At 64.6% G+C, this 18,556-nt stretch carries 11 protein-coding genes; 8 read left to right on the top strand and 3 right to left on the bottom strand.

Translation table 11 applies throughout. The features are described 5' to 3' along the window. The first annotated feature begins 14 nt into the window (after positions 1 to 14). From ACNFCH_RS01530 to ACNFCH_RS01520, 3 genes are read left to right on the top strand one after another with little or no spacing between them, the layout of a single operon-like run. Positions 15 to 1,919, top strand: a complete 1,905-nt coding sequence (locus ACNFCH_RS01530; protein WP_337157768.1) for a sensor histidine kinase — start codon at positions 15 to 17, stop codon at positions 1,917 to 1,919. Positions 1,920 to 1,932: 13 nt separating this feature from the next. Beyond that, positions 1,933 to 3,258 (top strand): sigma-54 dependent transcriptional regulator, encoded by a 1,326-nt coding sequence (locus ACNFCH_RS01525; protein WP_337157769.1) that lies wholly within the window; start codon positions 1,933 to 1,935, stop codon positions 3,256 to 3,258. A 24-nt stretch (positions 3,259 to 3,282) separates the two neighbouring features. Beyond that, positions 3,283 to 3,609 (top strand): GlpM family protein, encoded by a 327-nt coding sequence (locus ACNFCH_RS01520; RefSeq protein ID WP_170831793.1) that lies wholly within the window; start codon positions 3,283 to 3,285, stop codon positions 3,607 to 3,609. A gap of 253 nt (positions 3,610 to 3,862) precedes the next feature. On the opposite strand, the gene ACNFCH_RS01515 is transcribed toward ACNFCH_RS01520, so the two are convergent. Then, positions 3,863 to 4,858, bottom strand: coding sequence for an alpha/beta hydrolase (locus ACNFCH_RS01515; RefSeq protein WP_337157770.1), 996 nt, complete (start codon positions 4,856 to 4,858; stop codon positions 3,863 to 3,865). Between the two features lie 195 nt (positions 4,859 to 5,053). On the opposite strand from ACNFCH_RS01515, the gene metR reads away from it, so the two are divergent. After that, the gene (gene metR, locus ACNFCH_RS01510; protein WP_070093543.1) at positions 5,054 to 5,971 is read left to right on the top strand and encodes a transcriptional regulator MetR; all 918 of its coding nucleotides are present in this window, start codon (positions 5,054 to 5,056) and stop codon (positions 5,969 to 5,971) included. Here the strand turns inward: metR and ACNFCH_RS01505 are convergent. Further along, complete coding sequence (locus ACNFCH_RS01505; RefSeq protein WP_337157771.1) at positions 5,955 to 6,368, bottom strand: NUDIX domain-containing protein; 414 nt, start codon at positions 6,366 to 6,368, stop codon at positions 5,955 to 5,957. The two genes, metR and ACNFCH_RS01505, sit on opposite strands and share 17 nt — an antisense overlap. A 312-nt stretch (positions 6,369 to 6,680) precedes the next feature. Here ACNFCH_RS01505 and ACNFCH_RS01500 point away from each other — a divergent pair, with 312 nt between their 5' ends. The 3 genes from ACNFCH_RS01500 (at position 6,681) to ACNFCH_RS01490 (ending at position 13,499) form a co-directional block, all read left to right on the top strand. Next, positions 6,681 to 10,967, top strand: a complete 4,287-nt coding sequence (locus ACNFCH_RS01500; protein WP_416742128.1) for a DEAD/DEAH box helicase — start codon at positions 6,681 to 6,683, stop codon at positions 10,965 to 10,967. Positions 10,968 to 11,197: 230 nt separating this feature from the next. Continuing rightward, positions 11,198 to 12,817 (top strand): FMN-binding glutamate synthase family protein, encoded by a 1,620-nt coding sequence (locus tag ACNFCH_RS01495; RefSeq protein ID WP_337157773.1) that lies wholly within the window; start codon positions 11,198 to 11,200, stop codon positions 12,815 to 12,817. Between the two features lie 115 nt (positions 12,818 to 12,932). Beyond that, positions 12,933 to 13,499 carry a YkgB family protein gene (locus ACNFCH_RS01490; RefSeq protein ID WP_416742127.1) on the top strand — a complete coding sequence of 189 codons (567 nt, stop codon included), beginning with the start codon at positions 12,933 to 12,935 and terminating at the stop codon, positions 13,497 to 13,499. Positions 13,500 to 13,555: 56 nt separating this feature from the next. Here the strand turns inward: ACNFCH_RS01490 and ACNFCH_RS01485 are convergent, their stop codons facing one another. Beyond that, positions 13,556 to 14,974: an amino acid permease gene (locus ACNFCH_RS01485; protein WP_196164675.1), complete on the bottom strand. Its 1,419-nt coding sequence runs from the start codon at positions 14,972 to 14,974 to the stop codon at positions 13,556 to 13,558. Between the two features lie 418 nt (positions 14,975 to 15,392). Between ACNFCH_RS01485 and ACNFCH_RS01480 the strand changes: the two genes are divergently transcribed. After that, the gene (locus ACNFCH_RS01480; protein WP_416742126.1) at positions 15,393 to 18,515 is read left to right on the top strand and encodes a transglycosylase domain-containing protein; all 3,123 of its coding nucleotides are present in this window, start codon (positions 15,393 to 15,395) and stop codon (positions 18,513 to 18,515) included. The last annotated feature ends 41 nt before the right edge of the window (positions 18,516 to 18,556 follow it).

The following is an 18,556-nucleotide window of genomic DNA, read 5'->3' as shown; positions in this document are numbered from 1 at the left end:
ACAAGGCCACTGTGATGAAATGCGACCCCTCGCTCCTTCGCCCTGCCCAACCCGCCGTGAAATCCCGCCTGATCCGTCAATTGCTGCTGCCGCCTCTGATCATCCTGCTGATGGTCGGCCTGGGCATGGCTGGCTACCTGATCAGCGAGAGCAATGGCATCCGTGCCCTGAGCGAGAACGGCGAACGCCAGCTGGAGCTGCACGCGCGTACCGTCGAGAGCGAGATCAGCAAGTACACCTACCTGCCGAGCTTGCTGGAACTCGAGGACAGCGTCTCCAAGTTGCTCACGGACCCTGAGGCGGGCTACCGCCAGACCGTCAACGAATACCTCGAAGGCCTGAACCGCCGCAGCCGCAGCCGGGCCATCTTCGTGCTGGACACCACCGGCCGTGTCCAGGCTACCAGCAACTGGCGCGACGCCGACTCCTTCCTCGGCGAGGATTTGTCGTTCCGCGCCTACTTCCAGGACGCCGTGCGCGGCGAGCCTGGCCGCTTCTATGGCATCGGCAGCACCACTGGCGAAGCAGGCTATTACCTGGCCCACGGGCTGGAGGAGCACGGCAAGATCATCGGCGTGGCGGTGATCAAGGTGCGCCTGGACACCCTCGAAGAGCGCTGGCAACGCGCCCGCCTGGAAGCTTTCGTCAGCGACGAGAACGGCATCATCATTCTTTCCAGCGACCCGGCACGCCGGCTCAAGTCGGTGCGCCCGCTGACGCCGCAGATCAAGGAGCGCCTGGCGCGCAGCCTTCAGTATTACTGGTGGCCGCTGAACGAACTGCAGCCCTTGGCGCGGGAGACCCTGTCCGATGGCGTGGAGAAACTCACCTTCCCCGCCAACAGCGAGACCGACCAAGGCAAGCCCCGCGAGATGGCCTACCTGGCCCAGACCCGCCGCCTGGTGGATACCCCCTGGCATTTCACATTGCTCACCCCCCTACAAGACCTGCACCGCGAATCCATGGTTCAGGGCATCCTGGCAGGCGTGGCCTTCGCCCTGCTGACCATCCTGGCGATCGCCTGGAACGAGCGCCGCAAGGTGATCGCCACCCGCCTGGCCGCCCGCGAAGCCCTCGAAGAGGCCAATAGCCAGCTTGAGCGGCGCATCACCGAACGCACCGCCGATCTGCGCGCCAGCAACGAACGGCTCAAGGGGCAGATCCGCGAGCGTCGGCACGCCGAGCAGACCCTGCGCCACGCCCAGGACGAGCTGGTTCAGGCCGGCAAGCTCGCGGCCATCGGGCAGATGTCCACCAGCATCGCCCATGAGCTGAACCAGCCCCTGGCCGCGCTGCGTACGCTGTCGGGCAACACCGTGCGTTTTCTCGAGCGCGGCGCCCTGGAGACCGCCAGCACCAACCTGCGCACCATGAACGACCTGATCGACCGCATGGGCCGGATCACCGCCAGCCTTCGATCTTTCGCAAGGCGTGGCGATGACAGCGGCCAGGCCTCGTTGGGCAAGGCCGTGGATGCCTCCTTGCAAGTGCTGGCCAACCGCATCGCCGGCTGCAAGCTGCAACTGCACAGCCAATTCGACGACCAGCAACTGGCCATCGACCAGACACGCCTGGAGCAGATCCTGGTCAACCTGGTCGGCAACGCCCTAGACGCCATGGCCAACCAGCCAACCCCGCAGCTCTGGCTCGAGGGCGAGCTGCAAGGCGACAAATACCGCCTGCGGGTGCGCGATAATGGCCATGGCATCGATGCCGAGGCGCGCAAGCACCTGTTCGAGCCTTTCTTCACCACCAAACCGGGCGAGCATGGCCTGGGCCTGGGCCTGACCCTGTCGGCGAGCCTTGCCGCCGCCGCCAAGGGCTCGCTGAGCGTCGAGCACCCCGCCAGCGGCGGGACCGCCTTCCTGCTCGCCCTGCCCTTGGTCACGCCCACCGGCAAATCGGTAGAACCTCTATGAACGCAGGGTCCCTATGAACCAAGTGCCCTTGACTGTCCTGATCGTCGAAGACGACCCCCATGTGCTGCTGGGCTGCCAGCAGGCCCTGGCCTTGGAAGACATCGCCTGCGAAGGCGTGGGCAGCGCCGAGCAAGCCCTGGAACGCATCGGCGATGATTTCGCCGGCATCGTCGTCAGCGACATCCGCCTGCCCGGCATGGATGGCCTGGAGCTGCTCGGCCGGCTCAAGGCCCGCGACCGCAGTCTGCCGGTGGTGCTCATCACCGGCCACGGTGACATCGACATGGCGGTTGGCGCCATGCGCAACGGTGCCTACGACTTCATGGAGAAGCCCTTCTCCCCCGAGCGCCTGGTGGATGTGGTCCGCCGCGCCCTGGAGCAACGCGGCCTGTCCCGCGAAGTCCACGCGCTGCGCCGCCAACTGGCCGGCCACAGCTCCCTGGAAGGTCGCATCATCGGTCGCTCGCCAGCGATGCAGAACCTGCGCGAACTGATCGCCAACGTCGCCGACACCTCGGCCAACGTGCTGATCGAAGGCGAGACCGGCACCGGCAAGGAACTGGTCGCCCGCTGCCTGCATGATTTCAGCCGTCGCCAGGGCCAGCCGTTCGTGGCACTCAACTGCGGCGGCCTGCCGGAGAACCTGTTCGAAAGCGAGATCTTCGGCCACGAGGCCAATGCCTTCACCGGCGCCGGCAAGCGGCGCATCGGCAAGATCGAACATGCCAATGGCGGGACGTTGTTCCTCGATGAAGTCGAGAGCATGCCGATCAATCTGCAGATCAAACTGCTGCGCGTGCTGCAGGAGCGCACACTCGAGCGCCTGGGCTCGAACCAGAGCATCCCGGTGGATTGTCGTGTGATCGCGGCGACCAAGTCGGACCTGGACGCCATGGGCCAGAGCGGGCAGTTTCGCAGCGACCTGTACTACCGCCTGAACGTCGTGACCTTGGAGCTGCCGCCTCTGCGCGAACGCCGCGAGGACATCCTGCAGCTGTTCGAGCACTTCCTGGAGCAGTCAGCGCTGCGCTTCGACCGTGAGGTTCCGGAGCTGGACAGCCAGACCCTGTCACGGCTGATGGCCCACGACTGGCCTGGCAACGTGCGCGAACTGCGCAACGTCGCCGAGCGCTATGCCTTGGGCCTACCGGCGTTCAAGAAGAACGCCAGTGGCGCCAGCCAGGGCCTGGGCTTTGCCGAGGCGGTGGAGGCCTTCGAACGCAACCTGCTCAGCGACGCCTTGCAACGCACCGGCGGCAACCTCAGCCAGGCCAGCCAGGAGCTGGGCATGGCCAAGACCACGCTGTTCGACAAAGTGAAGAAGTACGGCCTCAGTTGAGGCCAAGGGAAACCCGTGGACCTGATACTCAAAGCCAGCCTGGGCGCCGCCGTCGTGGTGCTTCTGGCCATCCTCTCCAAGACCCGCAACTATTACATCGCAGGGCTGGTGCCGCTGTTTCCGACCTTTGCCCTGATCGCCCATTACATCGTGGGCAAGGGGCGCTCGCTTGAGGACCTGAAGGCCACCATCCTGTTCGGCATGTGGTCGATCATTCCGTACTTCGTCTACCTGGCCACCTTGTACGTGCTGGTCGACCGTCTGCGCCTGGAAGCCTCGCTGGCCCTGGCCACAGTGGCCTGGCTGGTGGCGGCGACGGTGCTGGTCACGCTGTGGGTACGCTTTCACTAGGGTCTGTATGAAAAGTCTTGAGACGAAGGTCAGGCAAGGCGAAAACAGCCAAGGAACGGTCGGAGTCGCGCTCGACTTTACGGGTTGTAAATGAGCATTCCGAGGCTGTTTTCAACGCAGCATCACCGAGTATCAAGGCTTTTCGTACAGAGCCTAGGCAACCGTGCGGCCCTTTTCGCGAGTAGACCCGCGCCTACAATAATTGCCGTGATCCCTCTGGAAGCGGGTTTACCCGCGAAAAAGGCAACGCCGCTCAAAGCCCGGCCACGTGCCGGAGGTCTTCGCGATGTGAGCTCAGGTAAGGCAATACCGCCGCCAGCAGCGGCGCCTTGAACTGCTCCTGGAAGCGGTGGGCCAGCCCCGGGATCAGGCGCAACTGGCTGCCCTGGATGTGCGCGGCCAGGTGCACCCCGTGCATCACCGGCAACAGCGGATCGGCCGTGCCATGCACCACCAGCGTGGGCACGCGCAACTGGTTGAGCAGTGCCACCCGGCTGGGCTCGGCGAGAATCGCCATGATCTGCCGCTGGGCCCCTTCTGGATTGAACGCCCGGTCATAGGCCACTGCCGCCTGATGCAACAGCGCTGTTCGGTCGTCCGGGATCGTCGGGCTACCCAGGGCGGCCAGCAGGTCCGCCTGGTGCTCGATGGCCACTTCGCGATTCGGCGCGTCCCGCCGGGCCAGCAGTTGCACCAATGCAGCACTTGGCGCCGGCAGGCCTTCGGCGCCGGAGCTCGACATCACCAGCGTCAGGCTGCGCACGCGCTGCGGAGCCATTGCCGCCAGGTGCTGGGCAATCATGCCGCCCATGCTCACTCCCAGCACATGGAACTGCTCGACCTTCAGCTCATCCATCAGGCGCAAGCCATCGGTGGCCATGTCGGTCAAGGTATAGGGCGCCGACACCGGCAGCCCCAGTTTGTAACGCAACAGCTCGACGGTCAGATTGGCCGAGGCTGGCAGCTGGTTCCAGCGTGACAGCCCGACATCGCGATTGTCATAGCGAATGACCCGGAAACCTTGGTTGCACAGGGCCTCGACCACGTCATCGGGCCAATGGATCAGCTGTCCGCCCAAGCCCATGACCAGCAGCAACACAGGGTCCGACGGTGCCCCCACGCTCTGGTACACCAGGCTCAGTTCACCCAGCTCGGCCCGTTGCACCGGCACCTGCGCGTCGCAGCGCGACGCCGACGCAGTGGCCGATGCGCTGAACAATAGAAAGAAAAAAACCCATAAAGCCCGCATGAAAGAAACACCAGAATGCAGATCCCCAGTAGATCGCGAGTCTGATGAAATCTCTTCGAGGGCGCTGCCACAGAATCGTGACAGTTTTATTAAGCCTGCCGAGCGGTCATCGCATCCCCCGTCGACAGCCGCCCACAACATGAGAGAAACTCAACATCACGCTTTTTTTCTCCCGTTCTACCCCCGGAGCCTTCTGTGCTGGAAATCCGCCACCTGAAAACCCTTCATGCCTTGCGCGAAGCCGACAGCCTGGTGGAGGCGGCCGAACGCCTGCACCTGACCCAGTCGGCCCTCTCGCATCAATTCAAGGAACTGGAAGAACGCCTGGGAATGGCGCTGTTCGTGCGCAAGACCAAGCCGATCCGCTTCACCAGTGCTGGCCTGCGTCTGCTGCAATTGGCCGATGCCACCCTGCCCCTGCTGCGTGGCGCCGAACGTGACATCGCCCGGCTGGCCGGTGGCACCGCAGGCCGCCTGCACATGGCCATCGAGTGCCACAGCTGTTTCCAATGGCTGATGCCGACCATCGACCAGTTCCGCGATGCCTGGCCGGAGGTGGAACTGGACCTGGCCTCAGGCTTTGCCTTCGCCCCGCTACCGGCCTTGGCCCGCGGCGATCTGGACCTGGTGGTGACCTCCGACCCCGTGGACCTGCCGGGGATCACCTACGTGCCGCTGTTCACCTACGAAGCCATGCTCGCGGTCGCCAATCAGCACCCGTTGGCCAGCAAGCCCTACATCGTGCCCCAGGACCTGCTCGATCAGACCTTGATCACCTACCCGGTGGAGCGCGACCGCCTGGACATCTTCACCCGCTTCCTGGAGCCGGCCGACATCGAACCGGCCGCGGTTCGCACTTCGGAGCTGACAGTGATGATGATGCAATTGGTGGCCAGTGGCCGTGGCGTGTGCGGTATCCCGCATTGGGCGCTGCACGAATACAGCTCGCGCGGTTATGTGAAGGGCAAGCGCCTGGGTGAAAAGGGCCTGTTCGCCACGCTGCACGCGGCGGTGCGCACCGACATGCTCGATGCGCCTTACATGCGCGACTTCCTGCTCACAGCCAAGGACACGTCCTTTTCCACCCTCGACGGCGTCAGCGCGGTGCGCTGACCGCCTGGCGGTAGAGCGGCAGAATCAGGTCACGGGTCAGCGGTGCCAGCTCAAGGTCCGTGACCTGGTCAGCGCTCAGCCATACCACTTCTTCAATCTCGGCAGCCGGTACGACGGCCGAGGCGCTGTCGACCCTAAACAGCTGCGCCTGGACCTCGAACCCAGGCTCGTTGGCGGCCGGTGCGCTGAACTGGCCAAGATAGACTGCCTGCTCGGGGTCCAACCGCAGCCCCAGTTCCTCGTGCAACTCACGCACCAGCGCCGCCTGCGGCGACTCCCCCGCATCGATCTTGCCGCCGGGCTGCATGAAGGCCAGGGTGCCGCGCTTGCGCACCAGCAGAGTACGACCTTGCGGGTCGATCAGCAGGGCGGCGGCGATGCGGATGGTCTGGGACATGGAGGGCTCGCTTGCAGGTAAAAAAGGCGAGAAGGATCACACGGGGGCACGGTACGGACAAGGGGCCGCGTTGCGGCCCATCGCAGGCTGCGCCAGCTCCCACGACCTGCGGGTTTACCCGCGAACACCGGCGCAGCCGGTGCAAGACACCGCGCCGTCTGTTTCGCGGCTAAAGCCGCTCATACAGGTCCAGCGGCGGCAGTCAGCGCAGCGGAAAACCTGTGGGAGTGGGTTTACCCGCGAAAGGTTGGACGCAAAGTTCATGACGAACGGCCTCTTGCCAATGTCCGTCTCGCCCTCCATAAACAACACATGAACCTCCCTGCCCAGCACCACCCGGTGCTCGACCTGTTCCACCCCGCCATCGGCACCTGGTTCCGGCAACATTTCGCCACCGTGACCGACGCCCAGGCCCGGGCTTGGCCACTGATCCACGGTGGCCAATCGATGCTGCTCGCCGCCCCTACCGGTTCGGGCAAGACCTTGAGCGCATTCCTTGCCGTGCTCGATGAGCTGTTTTGCCAAGGCCTGGCACAAGGCGGTGAACTGCCCGCGCAGACCCAGGTGGTCTATGTATCGCCGCTCAAGGCGCTGTCCAACGACATCCGTCTCAACCTCGAAATGCCCCTGGCAGGCATCAGTCAGGCGCTCCAAGCCCAAGGCCTGCCGGCGCCGCGCATCACCACCCAAGTGCGCACCGGCGATACACCGCAAAAGGAACGTGCAGCCATGCGCAAGCAGGCGCCGCACATTCTGGTGACCACCCCCGAATCGCTCTACGTGCTGCTGGGCTCGGCCTCTGGCCGCGAGGGCCTGGCCACTGTGCACACGGTCATCGTCGACGAGATTCATGCCTTGGCAGGCAACAAGCGCGGCTGTCACCTGGCCTTGACCTTGGAGCGCCTGCAAGCGCTGTGCGCACGCCCCTTGCGCCGCATCGGCCTGTCCGCGACCCAGCGTCCCGTGGAACGCGTGGCGCAGTTTCTGGTCGGTCACCAGCGCCCGTGCGCCATCGTCGACGTCGGCCATGCCCGCCGCCGCGACTTGGCCATCGAGGTCCCGCCCATACCGCTGGGGGCGGTGATGGCCACCGATGTGTGGAGTCTGGTTTACGACCGCATCGCCACCCTCGCCCGCGAACACCGCACCACGCTGGTGTTCGTCAATACCCGGCGCCTGGCCGAACGGCTGACCCGCCACCTGGGCGAGCGCCTGGGCCAGGACGCCGTGGCCGCGCACCACGGCAGCCTGGCCAAGGAGTACCGTCTGGCCGCCGAACAGCGCCTGAAGGCGGGCGAGCTGCAAGTGCTGGTGGCCACCGCCTCGTTGGAGCTGGGCATCGACATTGGCGAGGTGGAGCTGGTGTGCCAGATCGCCTCGCCCGGCTCGATTTCGGCCTTCCTGCAACGGGTCGGGCGTTCCGGACACCAGGTGAAGGGGGTGCCCAAGGGGCGGCTGTTCCCGACCTCGCGAGATGACCTGATCGAATGCGTGGCCTTGCTCGACTGCATACGCCACGGTGAACTCGACGAATTGCACATCCCCACGGCGCCGCTTGACGTCTTGGCCCAGCAGATCGTCGCCGAAGTGGCCAACCAGCCCTGGCCGGAACAGGCGCTGTACGACTGTCTGCGCCAGGCTACGCCCTACAGCGCCCTGGATCAGCATCATTACCAGGCATTGCTGCGCATGCTCGCCGAGGGCTACAACGGTCGCCAGGGCATACGCAGCGCCTATCTGCATCGCGACGCGGTCAGCGCCACCTTACGCGGGCGCCGGGGCAGTCAGCTGACCGCACTGACCAGTGGTGGGACCATTCCGGACACCGCCGACTACGCCGTGTTGCTCGAACCCCAGTCGCTGAACATCGGCAGCGTCAACGAAGACTTCGCGGTGGAGAGCATCGCTGGCGACATCTTCCAGCTGGGCAACGCCTCCTATCGCATCTTGCGGGTCGAGCCAGGCCGGGTGCGGGTCGAAGACGCCCACGGCCTGCCGCCGACCATTCCATTCTGGCTCGGTGAAGCGCCCGGGCGCAGCGATGAGCTGTCCGCCGCCGTGGCCCGCCTGCAGGCGCGCATCGATGAGCGTTTGCAGGCCAGCGCCGGCGACTTCGCCCCGGTGCTGGCCTGGCTCCAGGAGGCCTTCGCGCTGGACGAGGACAGCGCCAGCCAACTGCTCGACTACCTGGGGCGCACCTGGCAAGTGTTCGGTGCCCTGCCCTCGCAACAGACGCTGGTGATGGAGCGCTTTTTCGACGAGTCCGGCGGCACCCAGTTGATCATCCATTCGCCCTACGGCAGCCGCATCAACCGGGCGTGGGGCTTGGCCCTGCGCAAACGCTTCTGCCGTACGTTCAATTTCGAACTGCAAGCTGCGGCCAGCGAGGACGCCATCGTGCTGTCGCTGTCCACCAGCCACAGCTTCGCGCTGGACGACGTCTGGCGCTATCTGTCCAGCACCAGCGCGCAGCCGATCCTGGTCCAGGCCTTGCTCGACGCGCCACTGTTCGGCGTGCGCTGGCGCTGGAATGCCGGCGTGGCGCTGGCCTTGCCGCGTTACATCGGGGGGCGAAAGGTGGCGCCACAGATCCAGCGGATGAAAAGCGAAGACCTGATCGCCGCCGTGTTCCCCGACCAGATCGCCTGCCTCGAAAACATCTCGGGCGAACGGCAGATCCCCGACCACCCGCTGGTGGAGCAGACCCTCGACGACTGCCTGCATGAAGCCATGGACAGCGAGGGCTGGCTGGCCATGCTGCGACGCATGGAAAACGGCCAGATCCGACTGCTCGCCCGCGATCTCCCGGCCCCGTCTCCATTGGCCTCGGCCATCCTCAATGCGCGGCCCTATACCTTCCTGGACGACGCGCCCCTGGAGGAGCGCCGTACCCAGGCGGTGCTCAACCGCCGCTGGAATGAAGTCCACAGCAGCGACGATCTGGGCGCGCTGGACGTCGACGCCATCACCGCCGTGCAGGCCGAAGCCTGGCCGCAGCCGGGCAGTGCCGACGAGATGCACGAAGCCTTGATGAGCCTGGGCGCCATCAGCCAGGCCGAGGTACAGGCCAATGCGCCCTGGGCTGGCCTGCTCGGGCAATTGGCCGATACAGGTCGCGCCTGTCAGTTGCACACCGGCGAGCACAGCCTGTGGCTTGCACGCGAACGCCAGAACCTGTTGCTGGCGTGTTATCCGCAAGGCCGCCTGGCGCCTGAGTTCGCACTGCTGCCAGGCTTCGACCATCCTGTCGAGCCAGACACCGCGCTGACCGAACTGCTGCGCTCGCGTCTGAGCGGTTTCGGCCCGTTGACCGTGGCGCAGATCGCCGCGCCCCTGGGCCTACCCAGCAGCGCTATCGAACAGGCCCTCGCCCGCCTGGAAGTCGAAGGCTACGTGCTACGCGGGCATTTCAGCCCAGGCCAGCACACCCAGCAATGGTGCGAGCGGCATCTGCTGGCGCGTATCCATCGCTACACGGTCAAGCGCCTGCGCCGGGAGATCGAGCCGGTCACCCTGCAGGACTTCATGCGTTTTCTGTTCGACTGGCAACACTTGGCGACCAGCGAGCGCGTGCAAGGCCCGCAGGCGGTGGCCTTGGTGCTCGATCAGTTACAAGGGTTCCCGAGTGCAGCCGGCGCCTGGGAAGCGGAGCTGCTGCCTGCCCGCATCAAGGACTACAGCCCACATTGGCTCGACGATGCCTGCCGCAGCGGGCAGTGGGCCTGGAGCCGGCTGGCGACCACGGTTTCAGGCAGCACATTGTCGAGCACGCCACTGGTGCTGTTGCCTCGGGAGCATCTGAGTCTCTGGCGCAGCCTCGCCGCGGCCCCGGCGCCCGATGAGCTGGCGCCCAGGGCGCAGCGCGTGTACGAAACCCTGCAGACCCAGGGTGCATTGTTCTTCGACGAGCTGGCCCACGAGGCGCATCTGCTGCCCAGCGAACTCGAAACAGCCCTGCAGCAATTGGTGGGCGCAGGGCTGGTCGGCGCCGACAGCTTCACCGGCCTGCGCAGCCTGATCACGCCCGCCAACAAGCGCACCTCGCGCAACAGCCGCCGGGGCCATCCGCCACTCTCCAGCAGCATGGCCCACGCCGGGCGCTGGGCGCTGCTGCGCCGAAGCAGTACCGCGCCAGACCACGAGCAGCGGCTGGAACACATCGCACGGACGCTGCTGCGCCGATATGGGGTGATCTGCTGGCGTTTGCTGGAGCGCGAAAGCGACGCCCTGCCGCCCTGGCGTGAGTTGTTGCGTTGCTATCACCGCTTGGAAGCACGCGGCGAGATACGTGGTGGGCGCTTCATCGCAGGGCTGGCCGGCGAGCAATTCGCCCTCCCCGAGGCGGTCGGATTGCTGCGTCAGGTACGAAAGCGTACGTCACACGGCGAACTGGTGATGGTTAGCGCCTGCGACCCGCTCAACCTGCTGGGGACCTTGCTGCCAGGGAACAAGGTGGCCGCGGTCGGCGGCAATCGGTTGCTGTATCGCGATGGTGTGCCGGTCGCGACCCGCGTGGCGGGACGATACGAGTTCCTGCTGGAAGCGCCGGCGACGGAGCAGCAAGCCTGGCGACAGCAGTTATTGCGCGACAGGCCCTGAGGCCGCTTCGCGTCCGTTCGCGGATAAGCCCGTTCCCACCTGGCCTGCGGTGAATCCTGTGTGGGGTTTACCCACAAAAATGCTTGCCACTGAAGGACAGCCGCCCTTGCGCATGACCAATCTTTCATGTGTACAGCGGGCCATCGACTGGCAATACGCCACGCAATGGGGCTATGGTCGGGGTTTGACCCAGGCCCCTGAGCCTGACCGAGCCATCGCAAGGACCCTGTATGAGCCTGTCACTTCTCAGTCGCTATGCCTTCTTCGCCGCCTGTGTGCTGTTCACCCTGGCCAGCCTGCCCTTCCTGCACCATGAATGGCTGTGGCCGTTCACCCTGACCACCGGCGTGCTCACGCTGATCGGCCTGTTCGACCTGCTGCAGCAACGCCATGCGGTGCGGCGCAACTACCCGATCCTCGGCAACATTCGTTACCTGGTCGAGGCCATTCGCCCAGAGATTCGCCAGTACCTGCTCGAAGCCGACAGCGATGCCCTGCCCTTCTCCCGGGCCCAGCGTTCGCTGGTCTATGCCCGGGCCAAGAACGAAGCGTCGGACAAACCCTTCGGCACGCTGATCGACGTCTATGAGTCGGGCTTCGAATTCATCGGCCATTCGATGCGCCCGGCGCCCTTGGCGGACCCGTCGAGCTTTCGCGTGGTGGTCGGTGGCCCGCAGTGCAGCCAGCCGTACTCGGCGTCCATCTTCAATATCTCGGCCATGAGCTTCGGCTCACTCAGCGCCAATGCGATCCGAGCCCTGAACCAGGGTGCCAAGCTGGGCAATTTCGCCCACGACACCGGCGAAGGCAGCATCAGCCCCTACCACCGCGAGAATGGCGGCGACCTGGTCTGGGAACTGGGCTCGGGCTATTTCGGTTGCCGCACCCCGGACGGACGCTTCGACCCCGAGCGCTTCGCCGAGCAGGCGCGCAACCCGCAGGTGCGCATGATCGAGATCAAGATGAGCCAGGGCGCCAAGCCCGGCCATGGCGGTATCCTGCCCAAGCACAAGGTCACCGAGGAAATCGCTGCGACCCGTGGCGTGCTGATGGGCGAGGACTGCATCTCGCCGTCACGTCACAGCGCCTTCTCAACGCCCATCGAGATGATGCAGTTCATTGCCCGCCTGCGTGAGCTGTCCGGCGGCAAACCGGTGGGCTTCAAGTTCTGCCTGGGTCACCCCTGGGAGTTCATGGGCATCGCCAAGGCCATGCTCGAGACCGGCATCCTGCCGGACTTCATCGTCGTCGATGGCAAGGAAGGCGGCACTGGCGCAGCGCCCGTGGAGTTCACCGACCACATTGGCGTGCCGCTGCGCGAAGGCTTGCTGTTCGTGCACAACACCTTGGTCGGGCTGAACCTGCGCGACAAGATCAAGCTCGGCGCCAGCGGCAAGATCGTCAGCGCGTTCGACATCGCCAGCGTACTGGCCATCGGCGCCGATTGGGCCAACGCGGCGCGCGGTTTCATGTTCGCCATCGGTTGCATCCAGTCCCAAAGCTGCCACACCAACAAGTGCCCGACCGGGGTGGCTACCCAGGACGCCCTGCGCCAGCGCGCCCTGGTGGTTCCAGACAAGGCCCAGCGGGTGCTGAACTTCCACCACAATACCCTGCGCGCCCTGGCCGAGATGCTGGCTGCGGCGGGCCTGGAGCATCCGGCGCAACTGGAGGCCAAGCACCTGGTACGGCGTATATCCGCCACCGAGATCAAGCTGTTCTCGCAGATGCATGTGTTCCTCAAACCAGGCGAGTTGCTCACCGGCGAGGTGAATGGGCAGTTCTATTCGCGCATGTGGCAGATGGCCCGGGCGGACAGTTTCGAACCGCATACCGAGGTCGCCGCCTGAAACAAACCTCCCACTCGATGTGCCGGCGCCGGGCCGGGCACATCGGGTAATTTAGAGCGATGTCCTACAACGCGCCAAGTCGCCTCCTACTCATCCATTAAATGGTCGTTAATCAATGGCCGACATGCTCGATGCCTCTCATTCAGGAGTGCACATCATGTCGTCGATCAACAATCCACACTTTCCAGAAACCTGCTCGGCGTCCAGGCCTCAGCGTCTACTGGCGCTCGCCAGGCAGATCGCCGTGCTGGGCGTTGTCATGCCGATGTTGATGATCGGCCTGCTCAAATTCACATCGCTCGAAGTACAAGCCCTCAAACCGCTCATCAGCCAGACACCTTGGCTGAGCTGGTTGTATGCCGTGTTTGGCGAGGTGGGGACATCCTACTTGCTGGGGGTGGTGGAGATATTGGCCGCTGTGCTGGTCCTGGCCAGCCGATGGTCGACCAAAGCTGCCATTGCCGGTGGAGGGCTTTGCGCGCTCACCTTCGCCACGACACTGTCGATCATGCTTGCCGTGCCAATCTGGGAGACCGCCTCTGGTGGTTTCCCCTGGCTCAATCGCGCCGGTAGCTTTCTGATCAAGGATCTGGCGCTGCTGGGCGTGAGCCTGATGGTATTGGCAGAAGGCCTGCTTCGCAGCCAGCGGCGCCAGCCAGCGGTCGGTTCCACAAACCATTGACGGGCAGAACAAGAACCCAAAAAACAAAGCCCCGGCGCAGGCCGGGGCTTCGTTCGTCAGGAGGCGGTACTGGCCGCGCCTTGCGTCTCTTTCGGCGCCAGGCGGAACGCGTAGTACAGCACCGTCAGCAGCACCAGGAACGCCGGGCCGATGTACAGAGCCACGCGGGTGTCCTCGAAGTACGCCATCAGGCCGACCACCAGCACCAGGAAGGCCAAGGCCAGGTAGGAGCTCAGCGGCCACAGCCACATGCGGTACTTAAGGCCCTGGCGCTCGGCGGTGGAGAGGCCAGCGCGGAACTTGAGCTGGGCCAGCAGGATCATCACCCAGGTCCAGATCGCGCCGAAGGTGGCGATCGAAGTCACCCAGACGAAGACCTTCTCAGGCACCAGGTAATTGGCCAGCACACCCAGCAGCAGCGCACCGATCGACAGCAGCAAGGCGTTGCGAGGCACGCCGCTGTTGGAGGTGCGGGCGAAGGCCGCCGGCGCCTGGCCATTCTGCGCCAGGCTGTAGAGCATGCGCCCAGTGCTGAAGATGCCGCCGTTACAGGACGACAGCGCGGCGGTGATCACCACGAAGTTGATGATGCCGGCGGCGGTCTTGATGCCCAGACGCTCGAAGGTCATCACGAACGGACTGCCCTGGCTGCCGATTTCGTTCCACGGGTAGATCGACAGGATCACGAACAGCGCGCCCACATAGAACAGCAGGATGCGCCAGAACACCGAGCCGATGGCCTGGGGAATGGTCTTCTGCGGGTTGCGCGCTTCACCGGCGGTCAGGCCGATCATCTCGACGCCCAGGTAGGCGAACATCACCATCTGCAGCGACATCAGCACACCGGTCACGCCGTTGGGCATGAAGCCGCCGTTGCTCCACAGGTTGGAGATGCCCACTGCCACGCCGTCATTGCCGAAGCCGAAGGCGATGATGCCGATGCCGCCCAGGACCATGGCAATGATCGTGACGATCTTGATCAGGGCGAACCAGAATTCGAACTCGCCAAACGCCTTGACCGCGATCAGGTTGATTGCCCCCATGCTGCCCAGCGCCGCCAGGGCCCAGATCCAGCGAGGTACGTCAGGGAACCAGATGCCCATGTAGATGGCCACGGCGGTGATTTCCGCCACGCAGGTCACCAGCCACAGGAACCAGTAGTTCCAGCCGGTCAAAAAGCCCGCCAGTGGGCCGAGGTAATCCTGGGCATAGCGGCTGAAGGAGCCGGCGACAGGGTTGTGAACGGCCATTTCGCCGAGGGCGCGCATGATCACCAGGATGGCCAGGCCACCGATGATGTAGGAGAGCATGATCGCGGGACCGGCCATTTCGATGGCCTTGGCCGAACCGAGGAACAGGCCGACACCGATACAGGCGCCCAGCGCCATCAGACGGATGTGCCGTTCGCCCAGCTCGCGCTTGAGTGGGCCGCCCTGGGCGGTCTCACCATGGGCAGGGTGGTTGCCGACTGGCATAGCAATACAACCTCATTTTGTTATTGGATATGACCTCCGTGCAGCGCCGGCCATGCCGATGGGCGTGGCGTCGTCTTGCCAAGCGAGCCTTGTGGGCCCGCCTGTCCGCCGAAATTCGGCAGACGAAGGGGTCGAGCAGTATAGGAATCCGCCTGTAGGGCTTTTCACTATATAAACAAGGAAATTTGGAGAGAATTCTCGGCCAAAATCCCTTTCGCGGAAGAGAGAAAATCCTCGCGCGCCCTCTCGAGGAGAATGGGGCGGCTACCATAACAACATTGCCGAAGAATGGAAGCTGCACCAAAGGCGGATATTCCCACCCAAGATTGCGAGGCTTCTTACAATTTTTTCACCAACCCCGCCTAACGTCTAAGCTTCAGACAAGCAAGACGAAAAGTACCTGGCCGGATTGAAGACTATGGGCGCACTGTGGCAATCGGAACCAACCAGAACGGAAGCACCCGAAACATCTCCGGCTGAAGCGCCACTGCCAAAGACTCCCCGCCAGCGTCGGCTATGGTGGCGGCTGATCCTGCTCATCGTGCTGCTGGGGATCATCGTCATCGGCTTTGCCGCCTACGACGAAATGCGCACCTCCAAGCTGCAATCCAGGGAATTCAGCCGCCTGGCCAGCACCCTCACCTACTCCCTGCAACCTGGCCCGAGCGACGCGATCATCTACCCGGGTGACGGCCCCTTCGACAAGCGCCTGGGCTACAGCGCCCTGGGCGAATTCCTACCCCGACTGCTCAAGCGCGACTACCTGATCAGCCAGCAGGTGCAGTTCTCGCCCGCGTTGATGAACTACGTTGAGCATGGCCTGTTCGTCCCTTATGTGGAGAAGATCCAGGCCGGCTTGTCGATTACCGACTGCCGCGGCCAAGACCTGTACCACTACAACTACCCACAGCACCTGTACCCGGATTTCGCCTCGATTCCACCGATCATCGTCAACAGCCTGCTGTTTATCGAAAACCGCGACCTGCTCGACCCGCAGGACCCACGCAACAACCCGGCCGTGGACTGGCCACGCTTCGCCAAGGCCGCCTACAGCCAGGTGGCCAAGTACCTCGCCCTGCCCGGCCAGTCGGCTGGCGGCAGTACCTTGGCGACGCAGTTGGAGAAGTACCGCCACTCCCCCGATGGCCTGACCGTCTCCGGGGCCGAGAAGATCCGCCAGATGATTTCTGCCAGCGTGCGGGCCTACCAGGGCGGGCCGGACACCACGGTGGCGCGCGAACGCATCGTGCGCGACTACCTCAACAGCGTGCCGCTGTCGGCGGTGCCGGGCCACGGCGAGGTGCACGGCATGGCCGAAGGGCTGCGGGTCTGGTACGGCGCTGACTTCGACCAGGTCAACCAGGCGTTGGCCGCCACCACCACCGATCCTGAGTCACTCGCCGCCCGCGGCCTGGCCCTGCGCCAGGTGCTGTCGCTGATGATCGCCCAGCGCCGGCCGTCCCATTACCTGTCCAAGGGCCGGGTAGAACTGGCTGAGCTCACCGACGCGCACATCCGCGTGCTTGCCGCCAACGACGTGATCGACCGCCCCCTGGCCGATGCCGCCCTGGCCAGCAAGGCGGTGTACCGCGACTGGGTGGCCCAGCCGACCATCGTGCCGATCATCACCAACAAAGGCATCAGCCTGGCCCGCAACCGCCTCGCAGCCATGCTCAACCGGCCTCTATATGACCTCGACCGCCTCGACGTTTCGGCCACCAGCACCTTGCAGGCCGACTTGCAGATGCAGGTCAGCCAGTACCTGAAGAACCTCTCCGACCCCGAGTTTGCCGCGCAGATGGGGCTGATCGGCGAGCGCCTGCTCACGACCAAGACCACCGACCAGGTGCGCTACAGCTTCACCTTGTTCGAGCGCACCGCCGACGGCTCGCGGGTGCGGGTACAGACCGACAGCACCGACCAGCCTTTCGACATCAACGAAGGCAGCAAGCTGGAGCTGGGCTCCACGGCCAAGTTGCGGGTGCTGACCACCTACCTGGAAATCATCGCCGAACTGCACGACAAGTACGCGGGCAAGCCTGCCGCGGAGCTCAAGAAAGTCCCGGTGGCCGAGCTCGATCGCATCACCCAGTGGTCACTGGAATGGCTGATGCAGAACCCCAAGAACCAGAGTCTGGATGCCATGCTCGACGCGGCCCTGGAGCGCAAGTACTCGGCCAACACCGGCGAGGCCTTCTTCACCGGCGGCGGCATGCACGTGTTCAACAACTTCCGCAAGGAAGACAACAGCCGCAACCCGACCCTCAAGATCGCCCTGCGCGAGTCGATCAACCTACCGTTCATCCGCCTGATGCGCGACCTGGTGCGTTATGTCACCTACCAACAGCCGTTCAATCGCGAGCCGCTGCTCAAGGACGATTCCGACCCGCGCCGTCAGGAATACCTGGCACGTTTTGCCGACAAGGAAGGCACCAACTACCTGATGCGGTTCTGGAAGAAGTACCAGCGCAAGACCTCCCAGCAGCGTCTGGATACGTTCCTCGACAGCATGCGCGTCACCCCGCAGCGCCTGGCCGCGGTGCACCGCTACCTGTTCCCGGAAGCCGGGCAGGAAACCTTCAACGCCTTCGTGCGCGCCCACAGCGTCAACGACAAGAAGGCCCTGGCCAAGCTCACCGACGGACGCCTGTCGGAGATGTACGAGGCCTATGGGCCCGGCAAGTACGACCTGCCTGACCAAGGCTACATCGCCAAGGTCCACCCGTTGGACCTGTGGTTGCTGGGCTATCTGTTGAAGAACCCTGGCGCCTCGCTCACCGAGATGGTCAACGCCAGCCGCTTCGAGCGCCAGGAGGTCTACAGCTGGCTGTTCAAGAGCCGCCACCAGGGTGCACGCGACAGCCGCATCCGCACCATGGTCGAGATCGAAGCCTTCCTGGATATCCATCAGCGCTGGAAGCGCGTGGGCTACCCGTTCGATCACCTGGTGCCGTCGCTGGCCACCGCCATCGGCAGTTCCGGCGATCGCCCGGCGGCGCTCTCCGAGCTGGTCGGGATCATCCAGAACGACGGCGTGCGCCTGCCGACCCTGCGCATCGACACCTTGCACTTTGCCGCCAACACCCCTTACGAAACCAAGCTGATCAGCGACCCGGACCGTGGCCAGCGGATCCTGCCGGTGGAAGTGGCCAGGGCCCTGAAGGGCGCGATGTCGCAGGTGGTGGATGCCGGTACCGCGCGGCGTATCTCCGGCAGCTTCAAGCTGCATGACGGCACCTCGCTGGTGATGGGCGGCAAGACCGGTACCGGCGACAACCGTATCGAAAGCTTCGGCGCGGGCGGCCGCCTGATCGGCTCGCGCTCGCTCAACCGGACCGCCACGTTCGTGTTCTTCCTGGGCGAGAACCACTTCGGCACCCTGACCGCGTTCGTTCCGGGACGGTCGGCCGAGGCGTTTACCTTCACCTCGGCGTTGCCGGTGCAGGTGCTCAAGGGGATGGCACCGATCCTCATGCCGTACCTGGAGCCTGGCAGTGCCACCGAGTGCAAGGCACCGGAAGTGGCAATGCATACGCCGTAACACGCGGGGCAGGCCTTACCGCTCGACCCATCGAAAATAAA

The sequence above is a fragment of the Pseudomonas sp. NY15354 genome, from assembly GCF_048068075.1.
Taxonomy (GTDB): Bacteria; Pseudomonadota; Gammaproteobacteria; order Pseudomonadales; family Pseudomonadaceae; genus Aquipseudomonas; species Aquipseudomonas guariconensis_C.
Note: the sequence above shows the minus strand (reverse complement) of the source record. Positions and strands in the feature narration are given on the sequence as shown.

Bases quoted from the DNA above. Each gene is read 5' to 3' on its own strand.
- ACNFCH_RS01530 (WP_337157768.1), top strand. From the start codon at position 15: ATGAAATGCGACCCCTCGCTCCTTCGCCCTGCCCAACCCGCCGTGAAA.
- ACNFCH_RS01525 (WP_337157769.1), top strand. From the start codon at position 1,933: ATGAACCAAGTGCCCTTGACTGTCCTGATCGTCGAAGACGACCCCCAT.
- ACNFCH_RS01515 (WP_337157770.1), bottom strand. From the start codon at position 4,858: ATGCGGGCTTTATGGGTTTTTTTCTTTCTATTGTTCAGCGCATCGGCC.
- ACNFCH_RS01505 (WP_337157771.1), bottom strand. From the start codon at position 6,368: ATGTCCCAGACCATCCGCATCGCCGCCGCCCTGCTGATCGACCCGCAA.
- ACNFCH_RS01500 (WP_416742128.1), top strand. From the start codon at position 6,681: ATGAACCTCCCTGCCCAGCACCACCCGGTGCTCGACCTGTTCCACCCC.
- ACNFCH_RS01495 (WP_337157773.1), top strand. From the start codon at position 11,198: ATGAGCCTGTCACTTCTCAGTCGCTATGCCTTCTTCGCCGCCTGTGTG.
- ACNFCH_RS01490 (WP_416742127.1), top strand. From the start codon at position 12,933: ATGGCCGACATGCTCGATGCCTCTCATTCAGGAGTGCACATCATGTCG.
- ACNFCH_RS01485 (WP_196164675.1), bottom strand. From the start codon at position 14,974: ATGCCAGTCGGCAACCACCCTGCCCATGGTGAGACCGCCCAGGGCGGC.
- ACNFCH_RS01480 (WP_416742126.1), top strand. From the start codon at position 15,393: ATGGGCGCACTGTGGCAATCGGAACCAACCAGAACGGAAGCACCCGAA.